This is a genomic window from Pseudodesulfovibrio piezophilus C1TLV30, from assembly GCF_000341895.1.
Taxonomy (GTDB): Bacteria; Desulfobacterota; Desulfovibrionia; order Desulfovibrionales; family Desulfovibrionaceae; genus Pseudodesulfovibrio; species Pseudodesulfovibrio piezophilus.
Genome location: NC_020409.1, coordinates 3,167,978 through 3,189,881, shown reverse-complemented (window position 1 = coordinate 3,189,881; position 21,904 = coordinate 3,167,978). Strand labels below are relative to the sequence as shown.

General features: G+C 51.2%; 23 protein-coding genes. 6 read left to right on the top strand and 17 right to left on the bottom strand.

The window, feature by feature from the left end:
- Positions 1-41 precede the first annotated feature (41 nt).
- Complete coding sequence (locus BN4_RS14760) at positions 42-266, bottom strand: FeoA family protein (RefSeq protein WP_015416209.1); 225 nt, start codon at positions 264-266, stop codon at positions 42-44.
- Between the two features lie 212 nt (positions 267-478).
- On the opposite strand from BN4_RS14760, the gene BN4_RS14755 reads away from it, so the two are divergent.
- Together BN4_RS14755 and BN4_RS17835 are read left to right on the top strand one after the other, a co-directional pair.
- The gene (locus BN4_RS14755) at positions 479-964 is read left to right on the top strand and encodes a Fur family transcriptional regulator (protein WP_015416208.1); all 486 of its coding nucleotides are present in this window, start codon (positions 479-481) and stop codon (positions 962-964) included.
- Position 965: 1 nt separating this feature from the next.
- Complete coding sequence (locus tag BN4_RS17835) at positions 966-1,118, top strand: hypothetical protein (protein WP_157871426.1); 153 nt, start codon at positions 966-968, stop codon at positions 1,116-1,118.
- Positions 1,119-1,204: 86 nt separating this feature from the next.
- Here the strand turns inward: BN4_RS17835 and BN4_RS14750 are convergent, their stop codons facing one another.
- From BN4_RS14750 to BN4_RS14700, 11 genes are all read right to left on the bottom strand, one after another.
- Positions 1,205-1,663 (bottom strand): Fur family transcriptional regulator, encoded by a 459-nt coding sequence (locus BN4_RS14750; protein WP_015416207.1) that lies wholly within the window; start codon positions 1,661-1,663, stop codon positions 1,205-1,207.
- Between the two features lie 19 nt (positions 1,664-1,682).
- Entirely contained in the window at positions 1,683-2,144 is a 462-nt protein-coding gene (locus BN4_RS14745) for a hypothetical protein (RefSeq protein WP_015416206.1), read from the bottom strand.
- Between the two features lie 9 nt (positions 2,145-2,153).
- Positions 2,154-3,461 carry a DUF2201 family putative metallopeptidase gene (locus tag BN4_RS14740; protein ID WP_015416205.1) on the bottom strand — a complete coding sequence of 436 codons (1,308 nt, stop codon included), beginning with the start codon at positions 3,459-3,461 and terminating at the stop codon, positions 2,154-2,156.
- A gap of 6 nt (positions 3,462-3,467) precedes the next feature.
- On the bottom strand, positions 3,468-4,451 hold the full coding sequence (locus BN4_RS14735) for an AAA family ATPase (RefSeq protein ID WP_015416204.1): 984 nt from the start codon (positions 4,449-4,451) through the stop codon (positions 3,468-3,470).
- Positions 4,452-4,476: 25 nt separating this feature from the next.
- Positions 4,477-4,875, bottom strand: a complete 399-nt coding sequence (locus BN4_RS14730; protein WP_015416203.1) for a DUF1987 domain-containing protein — start codon at positions 4,873-4,875, stop codon at positions 4,477-4,479.
- Positions 4,876-4,884: 9 nt separating this feature from the next.
- Positions 4,885-5,439, bottom strand: coding sequence for a SiaB family protein kinase (locus BN4_RS14725; protein WP_015416202.1), 555 nt, complete (start codon positions 5,437-5,439; stop codon positions 4,885-4,887).
- A 9-nt stretch (positions 5,440-5,448) separates the two neighbouring features.
- A complete protein-coding gene (locus tag BN4_RS14720; protein ID WP_015416201.1) occupies positions 5,449-6,627 on the bottom strand; it encodes a PP2C family protein-serine/threonine phosphatase in 1,179 nt (392 codons plus the stop codon).
- Complete coding sequence (locus BN4_RS14715; RefSeq protein WP_231856548.1) at positions 6,624-7,886, bottom strand: sensor domain-containing diguanylate cyclase; 1,263 nt, start codon at positions 7,884-7,886, stop codon at positions 6,624-6,626. Before BN4_RS14715 ends, BN4_RS14720 begins: the two co-directional genes overlap by 4 nt.
- Positions 7,813-9,018 (bottom strand): hypothetical protein, encoded by a 1,206-nt coding sequence (locus BN4_RS14710; RefSeq protein WP_015416199.1) that lies wholly within the window; start codon positions 9,016-9,018, stop codon positions 7,813-7,815. Before BN4_RS14710 ends, BN4_RS14715 begins: the two co-directional genes overlap by 74 nt.
- 18 nt (positions 9,019-9,036) lie before the next feature.
- A complete protein-coding gene (locus tag BN4_RS14705) occupies positions 9,037-9,207 on the bottom strand; it encodes a hypothetical protein (RefSeq protein ID WP_015416198.1) in 171 nt (56 codons plus the stop codon).
- 705 nt (positions 9,208-9,912) lie between these two features.
- A complete protein-coding gene (locus BN4_RS14700) occupies positions 9,913-10,875 on the bottom strand; it encodes an ABC transporter substrate-binding protein (RefSeq protein ID WP_015416197.1) in 963 nt (320 codons plus the stop codon).
- Positions 10,876-11,035: 160 nt separating this feature from the next.
- Here BN4_RS14700 and BN4_RS14695 point away from each other — a divergent pair, with 160 nt between their 5' ends.
- From BN4_RS14695 to BN4_RS14685, 3 genes are read left to right on the top strand one after another with little or no spacing between them, the layout of a single operon-like run.
- The gene (locus BN4_RS14695; RefSeq protein ID WP_015416196.1) at positions 11,036-11,782 is read left to right on the top strand and encodes a (Fe-S)-binding protein; all 747 of its coding nucleotides are present in this window, start codon (positions 11,036-11,038) and stop codon (positions 11,780-11,782) included.
- Positions 11,783-11,784: 2 nt separating this feature from the next.
- On the top strand, positions 11,785-13,233 hold the full coding sequence (locus tag BN4_RS14690) for a LutB/LldF family L-lactate oxidation iron-sulfur protein (protein ID WP_015416195.1): 1,449 nt from the start codon (positions 11,785-11,787) through the stop codon (positions 13,231-13,233).
- Positions 13,223-13,966, top strand: a complete 744-nt coding sequence (locus tag BN4_RS14685; protein WP_231856547.1) for a LutC/YkgG family protein — start codon at positions 13,223-13,225, stop codon at positions 13,964-13,966. The genes BN4_RS14690 and BN4_RS14685 overlap by 11 nt, the downstream gene beginning before the upstream one ends.
- Positions 13,967-14,058: 92 nt before the next feature.
- Here the strand turns inward: BN4_RS14685 and BN4_RS14680 are convergent, their stop codons facing one another.
- From BN4_RS14680 to BN4_RS14660, 5 genes are read right to left on the bottom strand one after another with little or no spacing between them, the layout of a single operon-like run.
- Positions 14,059-15,144 carry a protein-tyrosine phosphatase family protein gene (locus tag BN4_RS14680; protein ID WP_041720442.1) on the bottom strand — a complete coding sequence of 362 codons (1,086 nt, stop codon included), beginning with the start codon at positions 15,142-15,144 and terminating at the stop codon, positions 14,059-14,061.
- On the bottom strand, positions 15,122-17,584 hold the full coding sequence (locus BN4_RS14675) for a PEP/pyruvate-binding domain-containing protein (protein ID WP_015416192.1): 2,463 nt from the start codon (positions 17,582-17,584) through the stop codon (positions 15,122-15,124). The genes BN4_RS14680 and BN4_RS14675 overlap by 23 nt, the downstream gene beginning before the upstream one ends.
- Before the next feature lie 2 nt (positions 17,585-17,586).
- Positions 17,587-17,946 (bottom strand): response regulator, encoded by a 360-nt coding sequence (locus BN4_RS14670; protein ID WP_015416191.1) that lies wholly within the window; start codon positions 17,944-17,946, stop codon positions 17,587-17,589.
- 9 nt (positions 17,947-17,955) lie between these two features.
- Entirely contained in the window at positions 17,956-20,031 is a 2,076-nt protein-coding gene (locus BN4_RS14665; protein WP_015416190.1) for an ATP-binding protein, read from the bottom strand.
- 8 nt (positions 20,032-20,039) lie between these two features.
- The gene (locus BN4_RS14660; protein ID WP_041721146.1) at positions 20,040-20,936 is read right to left on the bottom strand and encodes a phosphate/phosphite/phosphonate ABC transporter substrate-binding protein; all 897 of its coding nucleotides are present in this window, start codon (positions 20,934-20,936) and stop codon (positions 20,040-20,042) included.
- Between the two features lie 217 nt (positions 20,937-21,153).
- Between BN4_RS14660 and BN4_RS14655 the strand changes: the two genes are divergently transcribed.
- Positions 21,154-21,672, top strand: a complete 519-nt coding sequence (locus BN4_RS14655; RefSeq protein ID WP_015416188.1) for a PH domain-containing protein — start codon at positions 21,154-21,156, stop codon at positions 21,670-21,672.
- The last annotated feature ends 232 nt before the right edge of the window (positions 21,673-21,904 follow it).

Here is a 21,904-nt window from a genome sequence, read left to right as displayed (position 1 = left end):
AAAGTATGAATGCATTATGAAAAAAGACTGACCTCAACCGATCAGGCCACGAGAACCCTTTTGGCTACCCTGCGCTCAACCATGATACGCCCTTCTCCGACTGAAACGATCAGCGGTCCACTGGCGTTGTTGAGCACATCAACTTCGATTCCTGGAATGATTCCCATGGATTCGAGTCGAATCTTTGCCTTGTTATCGGCGTCGATGGCGATAACAAAGGCCGTCTGTCCGGACCCCACCGAACTGAGGGTTTTGTGCAAAGACATAGACTTCTCCACTTGTAACCAATTTGACGTTGCAATTGATAATGAATTTCGATATCAGTGATAAGCTGTGATATTCAAAGGGTCAACGAAAAACTTCTGTTGCATCAAAGTCTCAACTCAACCCACTGAGAGCCGGCACAAGACGAACAGGATGAGACTCCGGGTCAACAAGAACATTGCAACGCAAATAGAGCGTAAAAAGATCAGAATCCATGCAGGAAGCACTGAAAACATTTAAGGAATACCTGACCAGCAACAACCTCAAGTTGACACAACAACGGTTGCTGATCTTCAAGGTCTTCATGAGCAATGAGGAGAAACTCTCTTCTGACAAACTTCTCCGAGCCGTTCAGGAACTCGATATTCGAATCAGTCGATCCACAGTTTACAGAACAGTCAAACACCTACTCAACTCTGGTATTGCCCGGTGTATTCAGCGGGGAGATGGAAGCACTCATTACGAGTCCATGGGAGATCACCACAGCCAAATGATTTGCGAACGCTGCGGCAAACGATACCCCATCTCCAATCCGTATATAGATTGTCTCCAACAGGAAACAGCCAGACAACAAGGGTTCACCATGTTTAGCTTTCAGACACAGATTCACGGGATCTGCAACCAGTGCACCCCCTCCGAGACAGAGCGGGAGATCGCCTCGGAACACCATGTGCCGCCAAAAATGAAACAAGGAGTGTAACATGACATTTCGAACAACCATTTCCAGCAAGGGATGCCCCAAGGCCTTTTTGAACCGAGGCTTCAAATCCATGTTCAGCACATCGTGGAAGGAACCCAAGACCACACCGCCTGTGGATACGGAACAAGACCGCAAAAAAACGACAACAAAATAAAACGGCGGCTTTTGAAACAAAAAACGCCCCATCGGTCCGAAACCAATGGGGCGTTACTCATATTACATTTGCGTGGTCGTAGAGATCTATGACTCCTGCCCAGCGCATTCGGGGCAGATTCCGAACAGATACATACGATGCCTCGTCAGTTTGAAGCCCAACTCACTGGCAACTTCCTCCTGACGTTTTTCTATCGCATCATCATAAATCTCTATCTTGCGGTTGCAATGAACACATATCAGGTGGTCATGATGGTCATGACCGTATGAATGTTCATAAAGCGCACTTCCGTCTCCGACTTCGATAGACTCGGCCAGACCTGAATCCACGAGAAGTTTCAGCGTCCGGTAGATGGTGGCCTGCCCTATTTCAGATGCCTTTCCCTTGACTAATCCACACAACCTCTCTGCCGAGAAGTGCCCTTCCGTTTCCAAAAAGGTCTCCACGATAATCTTTCTTTGAGGGGTCATGCTCAGATTATTTTCCTTGAGAAACTCAATGAATACTTGTTCTGCTGTCTTCATAATGTCAGTAATGAAACTCATTTTCAATTTCAAATCAAGTCTAAAATCCAACTGCAGAAAGAAAACGTGCAGAGGCCACTCCGGCCGCAATATGTTTTCTTGTATCTTCAGTCAGTTCCAGATGTTCCACAATCTCAACCGGAGCACTTTCGTTGGCCTTGGCCAAAACCAGCTCAAAATCCTTGCGGAGTCGTCCGAAGGCCACTTTGATATCCACGAATTCATTTCCGGCCGGACGCCATGGCAACGTCAATTTACCGGAAATCACGGCATTTTTATGAGATGGGGTCATGAGAGGATACCAGTCCAAAGCGACTCCCGATCGTTCATCCTCACCCGGATAGCAAAAGGACCGCCACGAAGACGGAGGTCGGGAAAGAGCCTTGTCTAACAGAACTTGTGGAACGGCGAGGTCAATCTCGAACTGTTCCAACTCGATTCGATACTCAAGAACAGGCCTGTGATTCCCGCGTTTTTTCTGGATGGACCATTGGATTTTCATTGCTCCTCCTCATAATATTTCAAGTATTTCACCAAAGGGAGGCACTGTTCCGCTCCCCCCTATCCGTGCCCAGAGCACTGGAAACTCGGGGTCCTGTTCAGGGAAGTGGATGCACTCCAGATCAGTCAGGTAAACAAGACAGGCGGGATCGATTCCCTCCTGCTCAAGCCAAAAAAAAGGAGGGCGGTAGTCAGTGCCGCCTCCCCCTTGGGGAGAAAGAATCAAAGGCAGGTCATTACGATCAAAAAGATCATGTCCTACGACCTGACTATCGCAATAGAGCACCCGTACGGTGGTGTCATATGCTTCCAGAATTCCGGATAATTCAGCAGCAAACTGATCCATCTCCGATTCACTGACACTGCCGGATGTGTCGATAACGAGGACAACTTCCGGCAGTTGTCTCTGTGACAGGGACGGCAGAATAACATCGAGGTGTAAAAACCGTTTATTAGGCGGCGTCCAGCTATAATCATCTCGCGCCCTGTCAAAAATGAAGCGCTCCAGAATCTCCTGCCAATCGATCTTCGGGTTGAGCACATCCTGAATGAGGCGTTCCAGATTTCCTGGGAGATCGCCCATATCCCGAGCCTGTTGAGCGGCTTGGGCCAAAGCCAGTTCCCATTGTTCATCACTACCGGATTCCGCTGTGGAACCGCCCTCCTGAGACGTCTGCGCATCACGCACTTCGCCACTTCCACCGGGGTCGCCGGACTGTTCCCCGGCGGACGCAGCTTCATCTTCGCCTGAAGAGCCTTCATCAACCCGACCATCACCTCCGGCCTCACCAGCGCCGGATTCTGAGTTCTCGCCGAAGTTTTCCCCCTCGCTTCCATCGGCTGCGACACCGTCCCAATCAGTTTCACCGTCACTCTCCCCCTGCCCATCAGAAAGAGCAGGACGATCCTCTTCTCCACCATGGGCCTTCAGCTCAGCATAAATTTCATCAGAGGAAAGACCATGATATACGGGATTATCAAGATATCGGGGAGGCAGGGTGAGACCCGCATCAAGCAGAAGCCAATTGATGGCGTGATCGCAGGCTATATTCCACAAGTTGGCTTCCCGTCCCTTACGCCGGGTATGATGCTGACAGGCCGGATGCATGACTGTATGTGCCATCAACCCCTGAACCTGAGAATCCTCAAGCCCGGCGATATAGTCCGGGTTGTACCCAAGGGTCCGCCCATCGGTCCATGCCGTGGCGCATTGCCTGTCTTCCTTCGGTTCCATGCGCAGGCATAGAGAACCAAAAAAGGGATGCTCCAGCAAAAGTCCGGTTCGGGCCTTGAGTAATTTCCTGCGAACTTCGTTCATCGCAACCTACAGAAGCACATCGGAATTGGCAGTGGCCCACTGTGAAAAGGCTGGAGAATCGACCATGCCGCGATGTGTTTTCACAGCGTCACGGACCAGGAGCACCCCAAATTCCGAGGGCAACCGGGAAGCATACGCCATGATGCTCTCCGTGGTCTCTTCATCCGCTTTTTGAGCAAGAGCTTCGCACAGGGCATACAAAACCGCAGGTTCGTCAGGGACATCCGCAGTCTCCGGGTGATTGATAACACCATCCGGGTCGGGCAGCTGTCTGAACATCTTGGAAAATCCTGCAAACTCAGCCGCAGCACCGGGGCCAACCGTGCCTTTCAACAAACTCAGCTCGACATCAGGGTCCGGAACCGAAGCCACGATGCGAGCTGCGAATTCCCATGACCGTGGCGAAGGAAACGCCTTTTCATTTTTCTTCGGATCAAAATTATGAAGCAGATTCGGCCTGAACCGGATGAATGCTGAAACTTCCTGGCACAAGCCTGCCTGGTCCGCCCATTGAAGCCATGCTTCGACATCAACGGAGAAATCAAGGTGGACGAATCGATTGGCCAGGGCAGAGGGCATTCGGTGAGTGACCGCACGATCCGTTTCTCGATTCCCGGCTGCAATGACTGTCCACCCATCGGGAAGGGTGTATTCCCCTATCTTGCGATCCAGAACCAGCTGATAACAAGCGGCCTGAACCAGAGGCGGGGCAGCATTGAGTTCATCCAGAAACAGGACGCCCTTCCCGCCGGTAGGAAGGAAAGCCGGTGGCGCCCAGTGGGCGACTCCTTCAGAATTGATGGAAGGCAAACCGCGCAAATCCACCGGGTCCAGCAAAACAGCCCTGACATCTGTCAACGCCATGCCCAATTCATCGGCAACCTGAGCAACGACCTGGCTTTTGCCTACACCGGGCGCTCCCCAGAGAAACGCAGGCTGCCTGAGGGGGATAAGGGTCTTCAGTGATTGTTTGATATGGTTTGGAATCATTCTTTTCTCTTTCCGGTGCGACTCGTCAGCATTCGGATTCGTCGTTGAATTCGACAAGGTTGAATTTAATGCAGGAAACATCTTCCATAAACTCTTCCCCGCACTCCATGGCAGACTCGTTTTCTTCGTGATACCGCCAATTGACCACGATATTATTGCCCTGTTCCGCCTGATCATCGAGCATGTCGAAAAAGTCCATGAAGGTCTTGGATGATGAACTGTTGAAATACAGAATCTCCATGTTGATCTCCACCCGGTCGCCATTGATCCCGCTGAAAAAAGTTTCCAGCCAATCAAACATCGGACCATAAAATGCCCAGCAATTCTCAGGGTAGGATTCCCCTTTGATTTCAAAGGACATGGTTTCGGGATCAAATTCTATATGAGGTGACGAACTTGTCGCCTGTACACTAAATCTGGTCATACGATCCTCCTACTGTGCCACGACTTTCATGGAAAAAAACGAAGTCTCGCAATCGAGAGGGATAATATCAAAATCCATGGGGCGGGCAGACTTTCGCGCCATCTCCACAAAACCAAGCCCAGCTCCTTTGGAGGTCGCATGGGAAATGCTCTTGCGCCGTTCTTTGTAGTATGTCTTGAGGTCTTCCTTGCTCATGTCACGCAAGGTCTTGATGTGATCGGTTATTACGATGCTGTCGGCAGACCGAATCTTGTTACCGCACGCCACGAAAAAACGACCATCTTCCTCGCGCCCTACAACAACCTGCCCATGGGCCATCTCTCCCTGGCATTCCTCTGTGGTGATATTCCGTTCCGTGGAATAGCGGACAATATTCTGCATCTGCTCAACGAGGATGGAAAAGACCCGCTGTACCGAACCGACTCCCACCTCTTCATCCCGCATCTTGTTACGCATGAGTTGGGCTATACCCTCGACAACCCCCTGAGAAACAGGACCGTTAAAATACAGGATAACGCCTTCACGCTCCATTTCTTCATAATATTTAAACAAGCTGTTTGCCATGAGACCTCCCTATCTATATTCAAACCCGAGCACAGTGACATCGTCCCGACGTGTCTGCTCACCCTGATAATCGGCAAATAAACGCATTAATGCGCTTCCCTGCTGCTCCATGGGGAGCTGCCGGGTTTGTTTGATGAAATCCATGAATCTCCGCTTACCAAACGGAAACCCTTTGTCTCCCCCAACCTGGTCAACGATACCATCCGTCGCCATATACACACGGGTTCCGGGGGCCAGTGACATCTCGACATCAGTGAAAGAGAAATCGCGAGGAGACCGGATGTACCCAAGCCCACAACGGTCACCCTTGATTGATCTGACCTCATCTTTTTCAACGATAAACAGCGGGTTGTTCGCTCCTGCGAAAAGGAGTTTTCCTGTCTTGGGATCAAGGTGGCACAAGGTGCAGTCCATACCGTCATCAGACATGGCACCCTTCTTGTGCTGTTTCAGGGCATCCTTGATAAGCTGATTCATGCGGCTGAGAATTATCGCGGGACTCTCAGGGTCGCCATCCATGGCCTCTTCCAGCAGGGAGTGGACAATCAGAGTCATGAACGCACCCGGCACACCATGGCCGGTACAATCAATGACACCGAGAAAAAAACCATCGCCGGACTGCTTGAACCAATAGGAATCTCCACCGACCTTGTCCCGCTGACTCCAGATGAGAAAATGTTCCGGCAACAATTCGGAAAAAGCTTCCCGATCCGGTAAAAACGAGGTCTGAATCAAGCTGGCATAATCGAGGCTTTCACCAATTTGACGCTGGGCCACGGCCAGATCTTTCATGGCCGACTGCAACCGTTGCTCACGGGTGGCAATAGTGTAGCCCATCCAGTGCATATTTCGCTTGAGAGTCAGAAAATCATGCCCTTCATCATCCCCGGCAGGCAGGTCGACATGGGCATAGTCTCCCCGCTTTAGCAATTTGCACTGGTCATTCAACTCCTTGATACTGCGCAGAGCAACGAGGTGACTGATCATCTTGGCAAAAGGAACTAAAGTTATAATGGCCACTGCCAAAAGTCCCACCAAAAAATTCGTGGCAAGTTGCGCCCCCTGAGACTGTAATATGAGCAGTGTCGTCAAAGGGAAAAGGACAATGCCAAGCAGAAGCAGGACAACCATTTTCCGTTCGACACTCCAATTGAGCAGGGAATCCACCAGACCGATCATGAAGCTCATTGCTCCCTCCCTGCGCAGGCCGAAGCCTCCGAACCTTCTTCATCGACGGAGCATGGGCATTCCGACCGGCTATAAATCTCAACCCTATCCCGTCCGTTTTTCTTGGCGGCATAGAGTGCTATATCAGCGTATTTAAGCAGACCATCCAAGGTCTCCTCTTCTTCCAGCGAAGCCAGTCCAATACTGACGGTCATGGAGAAAGCTCCTTTGCCGTGCTCAATCTTTGTTCTGCGAATATTCTTCAGAATCCGTTCGGCCACATAACAGGCTGCCTTGCGGGATGCATCCGGCAGAAGGACGACAAACTCCTCACCACCATACCGACCCACCGCATCCACATCCCGAACCGAATCAAGAAGTAGTCGACTCATGACAACAAGAGCCTTGTCCCCTATATCGTGCCCATAATTGTCATTGACGCATTTGAAATAGTCGGCATCGAGAATAAGCAAGGACATTTGAGTCTTGTTTCGACTCGCCCGAGCTATCTCCCGCCCGGCCACTTCCATGAAATAGCGACGATTCCATAATCCTGTCAGGCTGTCTGTCCGCGCCAATCTGCACATTTCTTCCACCATGTGCTTGCGCTCCGTCACATCCGCCAGGACGCCCACGACTCCACTTCGCAAATGCGCATGACGCCCATTCCCTTCCTCATGCATGGCGCTGGCACTGATCTCGGCCCAAAGGGAAAGCCCTTTGGGACCACAGACCTTGACTTCGAACTGCCGCACACTCTCGACCACAAGCAGGGATTCGTATCGAGCGTAATCCTCTTCATTGCAAAAAAGAGCTTGAAGAGTAGGAATCGCTGACAAGAATTGGGCGGAATCCTTAAAGCCGAACATGGTGGCCATGGCCGGGTTGACCTCGATCAGTCTTCCATCCGAGCCGCACCGATAAATACCTTCGGTCACATTTTCAAAAATGCCCCGGTATTTCTCCTCGCTGACCCCCAATTCCCGGTTCAACTCGCTCAGATTCTGCTGCATCCGATCCCCCATCGTGACTAATCGATGGCTCTGTCGCAGAAGCTTCTCGTACCCCTTGATAAGGGACGAAAAAGCGGGATTCACAGATTCTCCGGATGTGTGAAGGTCGTCCAGAGCGGTTTTTGCCCTGTCCAGCACTCGATTCTCCTTTCGGAACACTTCCTGTGTCATGGTGCGATACAACTCCGCTCCGTTATAAAGTGTTGTATAGGCAATGGACTCCTCCGTTGTTTCTGTTGGCGTCGGTATTGACGTGATCAACGACATACCCGCGCTCTTGCAGCTGATGAATATTCTTTTCCCTCAACTGTGCATCCAGTTCTGAATCATCGCTGTATGTACTGAGCAAAAGGTTCACCTTGCCCGTCTCTCGATTGGTATAGACAACCATATTCGGAAACCGCCTATGCAGGACAGCGTCCATGGAGGTCTCAACGTCGATAATCGTGTAACCAAGCTGATGCAGCTGGATTCTCAGATGACTGAGAAATTCACGGACCTCTTCAACCTGTTTCTTCTCAGTATCACTCTCGGGCATTGTTCCCACGGTCTTGACGACCGCTGCAATACCGCCCGGCAGTGGAGCCATGGCCTGATCCAGATGAAACAGAAGTTGCGGCTGTCGCTCGATGCCGACAATGGCAACATTATCCACATTGAAAAACGTCTTGAATGAGTCGAGAATCGCAGCCTCATCCATGCCGGATTTGATGGCCCGACTCAGGGCAACGGAGGCTCTCACGCTATCCTTGCCCACGAGAGCCACCGACTTCCCACCGAGATTGTCAAAAAAGACGTTTCCACCGTCAAAGACAAGAGGAACGCTCTTTTGCATGTGTACTCCCAAGCCTCGCAGTGACTTGAGATAGTCATTATCGAACTGAAGATGGCTTTTTTCCCCGACATTGACTGAAGGGAAAACAATATTTCGATAATACGTCGGGACCATGAGCACAGGCTCACCATTCTGATCCTTACACGCGACAAAAGAATCCCGCGCCCAGACTGTCCCCTGGGGCCAGAGGCGGTCTCGGAAGACACCGGCAAGGGTCGGATTCTTGTCAACCATGGTAAAATACCGTCCTTCGTCCACGTTTTTTGAATAATACGGAATCAATTTGACCCGTGATGCATATGGTTTCCCTTCAAGGTTTTTTTGGAGTATCGGCAGATTGGTGCCCTCCACCAAAATCAAAAATTCCGTATAGGAAGGAAATCGGGTCAACAAATCCTCATGGTAGACGAGCTGAGACACCTTGGCTGGTAACGAAAGAACCACTTTTTCAAGCGTATTCTCATACTCGGGAACATGGATCACACCCCCCGAAGCCAAAGAGGTCTGAACAGGAACCATCAGGCTGAAAAAAAAGACAAAAAATTGAAAAACAGACAATCTCACAAGCTTCCCCTTCGCCACTTAAGGCACTGAGTAATGAATGAGTGCCACATGAATCACGACCATGACACTGACGAGGCAGGAAGCGACGCCTGACATCCACCAGACTTCGCGTTTAACTCTTTGCTCAATTCGTTCAAGAAGTGTTGCCACGTTTTGTTCACTCTCGGATTCTCGATCATACCAAACCATGACATTCATCCTCTTCTTGTCGAATCTAAGGAGTATAAAATCCTGATTCAACTCATTAAACAGTGTGAGATTTCTATCCTAAGCATGCTTCAATTTCATGAAATTGAAAATCGTTATCAACGCAATATTGCTGTCTCGATAAATTGTCAACTGCAAATTGGGTTGAACACCATAGAGGCACCGCCGGACTAAAAATTCCTCGCACCGCTCTTTTAATGAGCCAAAACCAGAAGGACTCTTTCAAAGCCTCCCTGCCGACCAACCATGGACTGCGCCCATGGAACTGTGCGTTTCGGGAAACACCACCCGGTGTCCCGTCCTCACAGTAATGCTTGGCAATATGGCATTCAGAAAAGGCTGCGGCAAGAGGGGATACGTAAAAAAACAGCCACAAAAACTGACAGTCAGTTTTGTCGGATTTTGACTGAGAAACTGAAGGGACAAAGTGTGCTCTCGGCTATACCCTGCAAACATCCAGAGAGTTGCGCAGGCAAAGTATATAATAAGGAATTCAAGGAGTCAGAATGTGGAAAACTTCGTCATACTCCCTGTACCATGAAAAAGGACTTTTAGACCGGGAAAAAATATTTCATAAAAAAAGGGGACTGGCGTTCGCTCTTCTGCGCATGCCAGTCCCAGCTTATATCCTAGGATAAACTCCCCTGAGAAACGTTCAGGGTTCTCAAGGAAGCCTCGTCATTTTTTTTAGTGAACTGTATCTGCTGCGTCGATCAAGGTCTGGGAGAGAGTCACCCCCATTTTCTGGGCTGCGGCCGGGAAGACGTGAAAATCAAGTTTTTCCTGAAATTCAACTGGCATGTCACCAACCCTTTCCCCATTGAGGATTCGGATTGCCATGGCTCCAGTCTGACGACCGTGCAGGTAGTAATCAAACCCGAGGGCGGCGATAGCGCCTCGTGTCACTGAATCGGTATCTGCCACAAAAAGCGGCGTCTGTGTCCGACGACAGACTTTGACAACCACTTCCATGGCCGAAACCACTGTATTATCCGTGGGAATGAATAACGCATCAACATTCCCAATCAGGCTCATGGCTGCCTGCTGCACTTCGGATGAGTTGGTCACGCTTGTTTCAACAATCGTCATTCCACGTTCCTTGGCAGCTTTCTTGAGTCGCCTGATGCTGGAGACGGAATTCATCTCACCCCTATTGTAAATGACACCGACATTCTTAAGATCAGGCATGAAACGCTGCATCATATCAAGATGTTTCCCCATTGGCATCTGGTTGGAAACGCCGGAAACATCTCCGCCCGGCTTCTCATAATTGGAGACAAGTCCCGCAGCCAACGGATCGGTGATAGCGGAAAAAAGCATTGGAATCCCTTTGAGATCAGGATATTTTTCGTATTGCTTGACACAAGCCTGAGCAGAAGGCGTGGCAATGGCAACAATCATGTCTGGCTTTTCACCCACTATCTGTGTGGCGATCTGGTAGGTTGTCCCCACATTGCCCTGCGCATTGTAAATTTTGTAATTTACGTCAATACCGTTGTCCTTCAACTCATCCTGGAACCCCTTGAGCACAGCATCCAAAGCCGGGTGTTCGACAAACTGACTGATGGCAATGACCGGTTTTGCCGCGTAGGCTGCGGGAAAAGTGCCCAGAACGAGCAGTACCGCGACAAAAAAAAGACAACGTTTCATGAAAGCCCCCTGAAATGAACAATGGCAAGTTTGACAATCCTGTAAGTACATCTAACACGCCGTATTTTTATATCATCACGAAACACCTTGCAAGTTCCTGGCGAAGGGTGCACCATTCTGACTCCCAAACACATATTTCACCTCTTAATCATCCAGAATAATGAAAGAACATTCCGTTACCCTTTTTATTCAATGCCTCGTTGACTCGCTGCACCCCGAAGTCGGCGATGCCATGGTCCATGTTCTGGAGCGCCTCGGCGTTTCCATGACCTACCCTCCGGACCAAACCTGTTGTGGCCAGCCCGCCTTCAATAGCGGCTATCGCAAGGAAGCCAAAAAAACGGCTCTTCGCTTCCTTGACATTTTTGAAAAGAGTGAAGCCATTGTCTGTCCATCCGGCTCATGCGTTCATATGGTCAGACATCACTATCTCGACCTCTTCCGTGACGAACCAACGCAACACAGCCGCGCCCAGGCTATTGCAGCCAAGACCTATGAATTTTCGGAATATCTTGTGGATGTCTTAGGTGTCACTGATCCGGGCAAAGAACTGGGAAGCCGTTTTCATGGAAGCATTACTTACCATGACTCATGCCATCTCTCCCGTGGCCTCGGCATCCGCCGCCAACCGCGACAGTTACTGGAGAATATTCCCGGACTTTCCTTGATAGAGATGGACGAAAGCGACCGATGTTGCGGCTTCGGCGGCACCTTCAGCGTCAAGTACCCGGAAATATCTTCGGCCATGGTTGACGACAAGGTTAAGACCATCCTTGAGACCGGAGCCAAGGCAGTTGTCGGGTGCGATGTCAGTTGTCTTATGAACATCAGCGGCAGATTAAGCCGTATAGGTTCAACCGTCCGGGCTTTGCATCTGGCTGAAATACTGGCTAATACAGGGGAATAACCATGCACCGGAACAGCGATAAGACATATAGCAAACTGGCTGGAGAAGCCATTGCAGATGACAAACTGCACGCTTCTATCAGGATGATTCAGGATCGCATAGGCAAAGGCACACAGGGAGCGTGGAAAGAAATTGACCCGACTTTGCGCAGCAGAGCCAAGGAAGCTCGAATGCGCACACTGAATAATCTCGACACCATCCTGGCGACCTTGGCCGAAAAAATACGGGCCAACGGTGGGCATGTCTATTTTGCCGAAACCGCAGAAGAAGCCAGTCAATACTGTCTGGAAGTGGCCCGGGAAAATGATGTGCGCCGTGTGGTCAAGGGAAAGTCCATGACCTCCACGGAAATAGGAGTTGACCCTCTGCTGGAGGGAAACGGCATCGAAGTGGTAGAAACGGACCTCGGTGAGTTCATCATCCAATTGGCCGGTGATGCACCATCTCATATCATCGCACCCTGCATTCACATGAACCGCCAGCAGATAGGAAAACTTTTTCAGGAAAAGCTCAATATACCATACTCGGAAGATCCCCCGACCTTGACCAAAGCTGCCCGCAAAGCCTTGCGCGAAAAGCTGCTTTCCGCCGACATGGGGCTGAGCGGATGCAACATAGCCTGCGCCGAAACAGGCCATATCTCATTGGTTTCCAATGAGGGTAATATACGCATGTCCACCAGTATGCCGAAGGTGCATGTTGCACTCATGGGCATGGAACGGGTAACCGCCACCCTAGCAGAGCATGACATGCTCCTGCGCCTGCTCACCCGTGGAGCCGCTGCCCAGAAAGTCTCAACGTATGTCAGCTTTCTAGGAGGTCCCCGCCAACCGGGAGAGGCAGATGGCCCGGAAGAGTTCCATCTGGTCATTATAGATAACGGACGGATGAAGATGTTGGCTGATCCTCGATTTCGAGAGGCCTTGGCCTGTATTCGCTGTGGGGGGTGCCTGAATATCTGTCCCGTCTATGGCCGGATTGGAGGTCATGCTTACAACGGCCCATATCCTGGCCCCATCGGTTCCGTGGTCATGCCGCTCTTTGATGGCGTGAACAAGTACGCCGACCTCTGCCGGGGCGAAACATTATGTGGCGCATGCAAAGACATCTGCCCGGTGCAAAATGACCTTCCCCGCATGCTTTCCGAGTTACGGTACATGCTTGCCTATGGTGACTCGCAATGGAATGTCCAGCCGGTTGGTACGATGGAAGCGCTGGCTTTCAAGGCATGGGCTTTGGCCATGTCCGACAGAAGGTTGTACGATTTTTTGGTCAAAAGTGGACGATATGTCCAGCTCCCGTTCATTCGCCGGGGCGTCCTCAGCAAAGGGGTCGGACCGGTTGGCAAATGGACCGCCACGCGCGATCTGCCAGCCATGCCCGAAAAGACTTTTGCCGATCGCTGGAAAACCATTCACTCCAAACGGCTCCAGGGGGGAAATGATGAATAAGAACGAACAGACCTTCTTGAATCGGGTGAGCCGCGCCCTTGGCCGAGACACAATTCCGGGTAACCCGGACCTTTTTGTTTCCCGCCCCAAAGGCGAACTGGACGCGCTGCTTGCTGCGGCAGAAAGGGAAAAGGATGAACAGCTTGACCTCCTTGCCATTTTGAAAGGAAATGCAGGCCCGCTCAACCTCCATGTTCACGAAGTCGCGACAGCTCAAGACGCAGGAAACGGTATCGCAGAAAGAGTACGCACCACAGAGACGGAATGGGGAGGAAAGAAACGGGTAACGAGGCATGACACTCCTCTACTCGAAAGCCTCGGACTTGATGCACTGCTGCAACAAGATGCCATTCCTGTTGATCTCGCAAGCCTGAACCAGAATGAAGATGAAAGCATAGGCAAAGCTCGACTGCGCCAGCAGGCAGAGGGTGCCTATATAGGTGTGACTGGTGCTGATTGGTGCGCGGTCGACTGCGCAGCTATCGCCGTGCTTGGCGGACCGGGAAAAGCGCGAGCCACATCCCTTGTCCCCTCGGTTCACATCGCTGTTCTGACCCTGAACCAACTGGTGGCAAACCTCTCGGAGCTCTACGCAAAGCTGGAAAGTCGCGAGACCCTTCCGGTTTCATTCAACTTTATTTCCGGCCCATCCAAAACAGCTGATATCGAAGCCCAGCTTGTACACGGAGCACACGGGCCACGGGAGATGCATTTGTTCGTGATAACGGGCTAAATTTTCTCCAAGAGAACATTGCAGGGAGAAAAGAAAAACTTCTGCGCCCCTCCGGCTTTGACGCGAGGGGCGTTTTCCGTTCTCAGCAGCGATCAGGACTCCAATCCCTGTTCCATCATCAACTTGAAGATCATTTCCATAAATTTTCCCGAGACCACGTCAGGAAAAGAGAAAAGCGGAAGGGAGCCAGCCATTGACCCGGTATAAGCAAACCAGATTTCCGATGAAATTTTTTCAAGAGCCGGAGTGAGGAGTGTGCTCCACAGCTCTCCATCCAAACTTTGATCCTGCCCAAAAGCACGGCATTGTATAGGGCGGTATTCAAACAACATGCATTGCCTCTTTCTCAAAAGAGGACAGACTGCACCGACTTCGGAGAGACAGTATTCCAGATTTTCCCCATCCACGCCGATGGCAGAGGCTGCTCTCCGCTCAGCCTGCGCCGTTTCAACGGCACGCTCAATGACCGAAAGCCGTTGCTCACAGGTCAGTTCCGTATTGATCCGGTGGCTTATGTGAACTGCTTCCACAAGCGAAACCCGAACAGGTGTCCGGCAACACTGATCATGATCCAGCCCGCAGGCTTCGCCTCCTCCATTTTTTCCGGCCCGCTCTTCCACCCGTTGAACCACTTCTTCATAATCATTAAAAAACGGGGAGAGATCCACCAGTCGTTTGAATTCCAGAGACGGTTCCCGCACCCTGAGCTGGCCAGACTGTTTGCCGTATTTGCGTACTGTCCGCCACTGAACGAAATTGGCGGGTTTGCTCTTGAGTTTCTTGAGCGCCTTGCCTGCCATTTTGTGCCCCAACCCTCGTCGAAGCAGATAGGCATTGAGCACTGTCCCGGTCCGGCCAATCCCATGGCGACAGTGAATAAGCACCTTCTTACCAAGATAAATCGCTTCATCAAGCCATTCCAATGCCTTTTCCAACTCGATCAGTCCAGGCGCTTCTTCATCGGCCAGAGGAAGATAATGCACCTCAAACCCGGCACCGGTTTCGATATCATGCAGATCACAGAACTCACCGCACAAGTTGAGGATGGCATCCACTCCTTCCGCCCTGATAGCTTCAAGCTGAGGATAGCTCATGGGCGCATGGCCGACACCAAGCTGGTCAGTCACCCATGTCACCTCATACGCGGCAGATTTGTTACGCTTTTTCCATCCCAGCATTTTTGTGCTCCGCATCGGTGATAAACCGTTCCACTTCGCTTTCCACGTGATCCATGGTCTCCATCCGCATATCCATGAGCCGGGTTACAGCCATCAGATATCCCAACCGAGCCAACAGAAGACGGGTTCCGTTCTCATCCAGACGGGAGCACTTGGCATCAATCATATCTCCACGGGTCGACGTCTCAAACCCATATCGTTCCAGAACAGCACGGATGAATTCCAAACGCAACAATCGCTGGTCGAACCCTGCTCCACCGCCCTTAAACCGGAAGTTGATATAGTTGCGTCCTTCGTCCGAACTGCACACGGCATCCACTACCGAAAAATGATATCCGAAACGAATCATCAAATGAAGATAATCCTCAGAAATCAGCCCATAGCTCGCCAGAAGCTTGGAATCGAAACTGAATATCCCGCCGGAAACCTTATCGAATTCTTCCCAATCCATGTGCGTCAACCGACTGGGCCATTCCACCCGTTCATCGGATAAGCCATACCAGAGCGCCCACATGGGTCGGCTCTTGATATCCGGGGGAGTCACCAACTTTTCCTTGGCCGCCCCGGAGAAGAACCCCTCACCCAGATCAAGCAAATACATGACCAAGGGCAAATCGGTCTTGAGCCGCTTTGCCGCGCCCATGCCACGCCCTCGTTTATCCACGATCGAGAACATCTCTCCCACGGCTTTCTCATGGCAAAACCGAACGACATCGTGCATGGAGCGGCACCCCTCCGGGGAAAATTCTTCGGCCTTGGGGTCGGTCAGATTCAACTTGACCGTAATCGGCACAACCTTGGAGTACTGGTCCACCACACGTTGCGAGACCTTGTTGCCATCCTTGGCCCGAGTCAAAAGCGATGTCACGCATCCTTCAAAAACCCGCCCACCGGAACCATCCACGGTCAGCACCTGTCCAGATTCGGGAAGAGTGGGCAACTCACCGACAAGGACAGGCACACCGGATTCTCGGGCCACCGAAGCAAAATGACTGGCCCGACTGCCTGTGGAGGCTATGACGCCGTTCATACGACCGATAAAAGTCAGAAGTGACGGTTTGAGACTCGGGGTCATGACAATAGCCCCATCGGGAATAAGAGCAATTTTCTCGCCCGTTGGCGCGTAGTAAACCTCTCCGCACCCGACTCCCGAAGACGCCCTCTCCAACCCGTCAGCCAATGGGACTGCAGCCACAGGTTCATGTTCCACCACAGCTTCGTCCCGTTCTTCCTGCAATGGTCGAGTTTGCAGGATAAACAGTTTGCCGGTGACATCTTCCGCCCATTCAATATCTTGCGGCGCTCCGAAAGCATCCTCTAAAACCATGGCCAATCGGCCCAACTCTTCCAGTGTTTCCTTCCGCGGAAGCCCACCTTCCTCCGGCGTGCATTCCGTATCCAGAAGAGGGACTTCCTCACGAGTCAAGACAGCCTTCCCAGGAGAAACGCTTCCGTCCACCAGTCCCTCACCCAATCCGCATACCCCATAGACGCCAATGGCTTCTCCTCCCCGGCAATCCGGGTCCCTAGAATACACGACGCCTGCATTATCCGCATCAACCATAGGTATAATCAACACAGCCATGGCCGTATCACTGTCTGTCAACCCATTTGAAATACGGTAAGAAACGGCGCGAGGACAATACTTGCCCGCCAGAACCCGCTTGTATGCTTCAAGAACATCATTGGGCTGGACATTCAATTCGCTGGCGTATTGCCCGGCAAAAGATATCTCGCCATCCTCAGCAAGAGCACTTGATCGCACGGCAATAAGGTCGTCACCGTCAATAATCTCGGAAACGGCAAATCGGATACCCCGGGCTATTTCCTCAGGCACTTCCGCCGCCAGGATCAATTCCTGCATTTCTCCGGTCAGTCGGGCCAGAAGGTCGCGGTCCCCCACCACCATCTGGCGAAGACGATCCTCGATTTCATGACTAAGATCGTTATAATCAATAAAATAGTTAAACGCATTGGCCGTGACCACCAATCCCGGCGGGATGGGAACCCCCTCGACCTGGGTCGCACGACCAAGATTACACGCCTTACCTCCAACCAATCGAGGGAAACTGGCAGCATCCTCCAAAGACAGAATATAAGGTGGCCCCACTTCGGGCTGGTCCAATTCCAGCGCCATGCGGACATAAAAATCGATCTTGCGGAAATATTCAGGTAATTCCATATATCCGGTGGGATTCATCTCCACCAATTGCCCCGCCATAGTCCCTACAGCCTCTGTCAGCCGTGCAGCCAAATGATTGGCCCGTTGCCGATCCGCCAGAGTCTCACCGTAAAAAAGTTCTTCAAGATCAGCGATCAATTCCAGTGCGATAGCATCATGATGCAACAAGGATTTGAACGCTTCATACTTGCGTCGAAGCAACGTACCAGGGGCAAAGACCTGATAGGTCCAGTGCTTGAATAATTGGGACAGATGCATGTCTATTCTCCCATGACCTCGGCGACTTTGGTTTCCAGTTCATCTTTATTAATGGGTTTGACACAGTATTCCTGTGCCCCAAGACGCAATGATTCCCGTGCGGTTTCCAAGGTCGGATATCCGGTCAACATGATGGCCTTGGTTTCGGGGTTGAGTTTCTTGAGTTCTTCCAACACATCCACGCCGGTCATTTTCTTAAGCTTGATATCAAGAATCGCCAGGTCCACCTGCTTTTCAGCGGCATGTTTCAGAGCCTCCTCTTCCTCAGTGAAAGCGGTCACGCTGTGTCCCTTGCGTTCGAGAATCCGCTTGACCAGCATTCCGGCATCAGAAACATCATCAACTACTATAATATTTGCCATGACAGCTCCTTACGTCTCATCATTTTCCACTGCATGCGCGCAGTTCATATCCACGGGACTCTCAACACTATGATCAAGAGGAAGATTGACTTCAAAGAGAGTTCCCGGTCCCATGGGGTCTCCCTTGCTTGGAAATTTGAACTCCGGGGGAATCGGACTGGCCGCATAGATATGACCATCATGATCTTCGATAATCCCGAAGGATACGGAGAGACCAAGCCCAGTGCCCAAACCCACGGGTTTGGTGCTATAAAACGGATCAAAAATCTTTTTGAGATCATCTCCGGCAATACCCTGTCCGGTATCGGCGACCCAAAGCGAGACAATGCCACCCGGCGTATCAAGCCTCGTTCTGATGACAATGGTTCCCCCGGCTTCAGGATAGGCATCACGGGCATTGGTCAGCAGATTGATCCAGACCTGTTTCAATTTCTCCGGGTCTCCATAAATGATAGGGAAACGGTCATCCAATTCAGTCACGATTTCAACGCGGCTCAACTCGAATGTATGCCGAACAAGGCTGACTGCCTCCATCACGGAATTATTGAAGCACATTTCACGCTTGGCGGAATGACTCTGCCGTGAAAAACCGAGGAGGTCCGAAACGATTTTCTTGCAGACCTTGGCCTGTTTCTCGATGACAGTCAGGTCCTGTTGCATGAGGCTCCCCTGCTCCACATCTTCCTGCAACAGTTGCGCGTACCCGAGGATAATACCCAATGGAGTGTTGATCTCGTGGGCAACACCCCCAGCCATCAAACCAAGGGATTCCATTTTCTGGGCCTGAAGGAGTTGCTTCTCATACCCTTTGATATCAGTGATATCACGATCTGTCCGAAGCAGCCCGGTGATTTTACCATCCTCATTGTAGACCGGAATGCACACGACGTGGAACCAGCGTTCACCATCTTCATCACGAACCATGACCTGCGTGTCCAACCGCTCACCCGACTGCAAAATATCCCGTGCCGCCATGTGACGTTCTTCTGCTGTCTGTTCATCAAAAAGATCAAAGTCAGTCTTGCCGTCTATTTCATTCAAGGCCAGCCCGACATATTCGGCAAAGCTCCTATTTGCCCCCTGATAGCGCATACGGCTATCAACCAGCGAGACCCTGTCAGGCGTGACATCCAGAATAGTTCGCATCAACCGCTGCTGATCGCGTAAATTCCTTTCAGCACCGCGCAGTTCCGCAATATGCGTCTTCAGAGAGAGAGCCATGACATCAAAGGTTTCCGCCAAATCCTGTAACTCATCCCCGGCACTCTCCCGGTATACCCGACACCTCCGGCAGGAGTCCTGTGTTGTATCATCGTCATTGCAATCAGGGCACATTGTCCCGGCAATATACCAACATCGCCGTTGTTTCTCACCAAAGGCCGGACAGGACCGCAGGCCGCAATCCTGCCGCTCCCAACAATACACGCCGTCCAATGGCCCGGATTGGGAATCGAGATTGCCCATCAACATGGCCTCAGCGTGCTGCCGGAGGGCCGCCAACCGAAGAGCGACCTGACGGGCAAAAATGGTTCCCAGCGCGGTGGCCAAGAACAACGCCCCAGCAAATAGCCCGGCCATGGTGGTCAGTTGCCTGTTCACCGAAGCTTCGATACGGGTTTTGGATAACCCTATCCGAACCGTGCCAAGCCGATCACGCCCGACTGCCACGGGTGATGCAAAATCATAGATACGCTGAGCACCATCAGCCAACAACTGGATATGAACGAGCAAACCGTCCCCCACGGTATTGACCTTGATCAGGTCCGTAGGAAATCCCTTGTGAAAAGTATGCGTCAGCACATGCCCCCGGTTGTCCTGGACAAAAACATAAACCACATCCCCAACCGCTATCTGCTCATCAACCATATTTTTCAGGCGCAGAAAATCGCCTGCGAGGAGAGGCTCGACAGCTCGGGCCGCAAGGCTTTCAGCCAATGCTGAACCGCGTTTCTTGCTCTCCTCGACCAACGTCTTGGATGTCATGGTGCCTACCAGAGGTAAAAGTAGGAGAGCCATGGCTATGAGAATCGCGGAAATGCCGAGATTAAGCTTGGTCCGAAATTTGAGCCTGGAAACAAGTCGCATGAGCACTCCTACTTCATTCCCAGTTTATCAGCCAATTCCCGAACCGGATCATAGTCTATATCCTTGGCGGGTATGATACCACGCATGCCTGCCGCACGCAGGATACGTTGTTGATCAACATTATCGTAATCCAGAGCGAACATGGCCTGAGCAAGCGTCTTGACGACCTCGGGGTCCAACCCTTTTCGAGCTGAATAGACCCAACCGGGATAATTTCTGGTCTCGGCCAGCACACGGATATCACTCAGATCAATCTTCCCGGCCACAATATCCAGTGTTCCTTTTCGGATGGTCCCGATATCATAGGCTCCCGCATGGACCGCCAGCACCACTTTTTCCTGTTTTCCACCCGGTCCAGGCGCAAAATCCACTTCGGAGAAGTCCTTCATTCCGATACCATGGTCATAAAAAAGACCTCGTGGGAAAAGATATCCTCCGGCAGACCCTGGGTCCACGGCAATCCAGCTCTTCCCCCGACAATCGCTCAATGAGGCAATAGTCGGATTATCAGCTCGACAGATGACCTGTCCCTGAAAATTGGGTTTGCCGGACGGCTCGATGATCCTTGCAAAAGCCGTGGCCCCTGCTTCGGCAAGCTTGATGTACACAAAAGGATTGGAATACGAGATATCGATCTCACCACGCTGAACCATGGCAATGTGTTCGTCAAAGGTATCCGGAAATATCTGGCGCAACGGCAGCCCGGTGACCTGCCTCAAATACTGCAACAGTGCTCGGTGACGCTTGTATGATATGGTATGAGAATATTGAGGCAAATAGGCATAGGTAATAGCTTCTTTGCGCTCCGGGGCGGTAATCTTCGCCAGCCTGGTCAAATCCACCCTGACCACGGGTTCTTCATCACTACACCCGGAAAGTGACACGGCACACACAAACAGCGTCATTACACAAAGAAGTGTCACAAACTGGTGTAAGAAGGCAGCAGATCTCTGTTTTGTCATTGACTGTGTTTTCAAAACAATCCTCTTTGGCCGTTTGAGACATCCGTCTCAAAGCGTACTCTAGTTATCAATGCAGACCAAGGCGTTATATCACTTGGCAATGGCTTTCTTACACCGTATGACTGTCCCTGCGCGCAACAGCACTCACAAGGAGATTTCCATGGCTCGTATCTATAAAATTCCCATGAGCAAGGTGGTTCTGACCATATTTCTGCTCTTTGTCGCGGCAATCGCCGCTGCCGTGGCCTGGAGTTTCAACTCCGGCCTGCTTTGGACAGGCATCTGTCTGGTTGCCGTGGCTGGTCCACTCGCCATCTTTTATTGGTATATGTTATACATTACACCGAAACGCGCCGCCATTACCGTGGCAGATGAAGGCATTCTGCTGGCTGCACCGCCCTTTGCCAGTGCCGTCATTCCATGGGCCTCGGTGGTCAAGGTGTTCCCCGCCAATTTAAAAACTGATGACGATTTCAAGATTGGAAAAACCAAAAAATTCATGGAATTTATCGGCTACCGCTCCGGTGTTGCAGAACTGAAAAACAAGCAGGAAGCGGTGATTGTCGCCAATCGTATTGATGTTCTCTGTATTCAGACAGAAGAACGCTTCTACCTGCTCGGCCCATCCGACATGGAAGGATTCACCAAGGATGTCGAAACAATTGCAAAACAATTGTAGATTTTCTCCCCATGAATTGAAAGCACTGCCTCTTTATTGAGTCAGTGCTTTTTTTTGCAATGATGAACGCAAGAGAATTATTTTTTCCCAAAAGAGCACTGACTGCAAAAAGAAATGGGTGCGACACACTATCAAAGAACAAAAGCCGCCTTCATGGGCGGCTCCGATTGAATCCAGAGTCCAATCTGATGGACTGACGAAAAGAGTCAGCCGCTCGGTATGAAAAGAACTC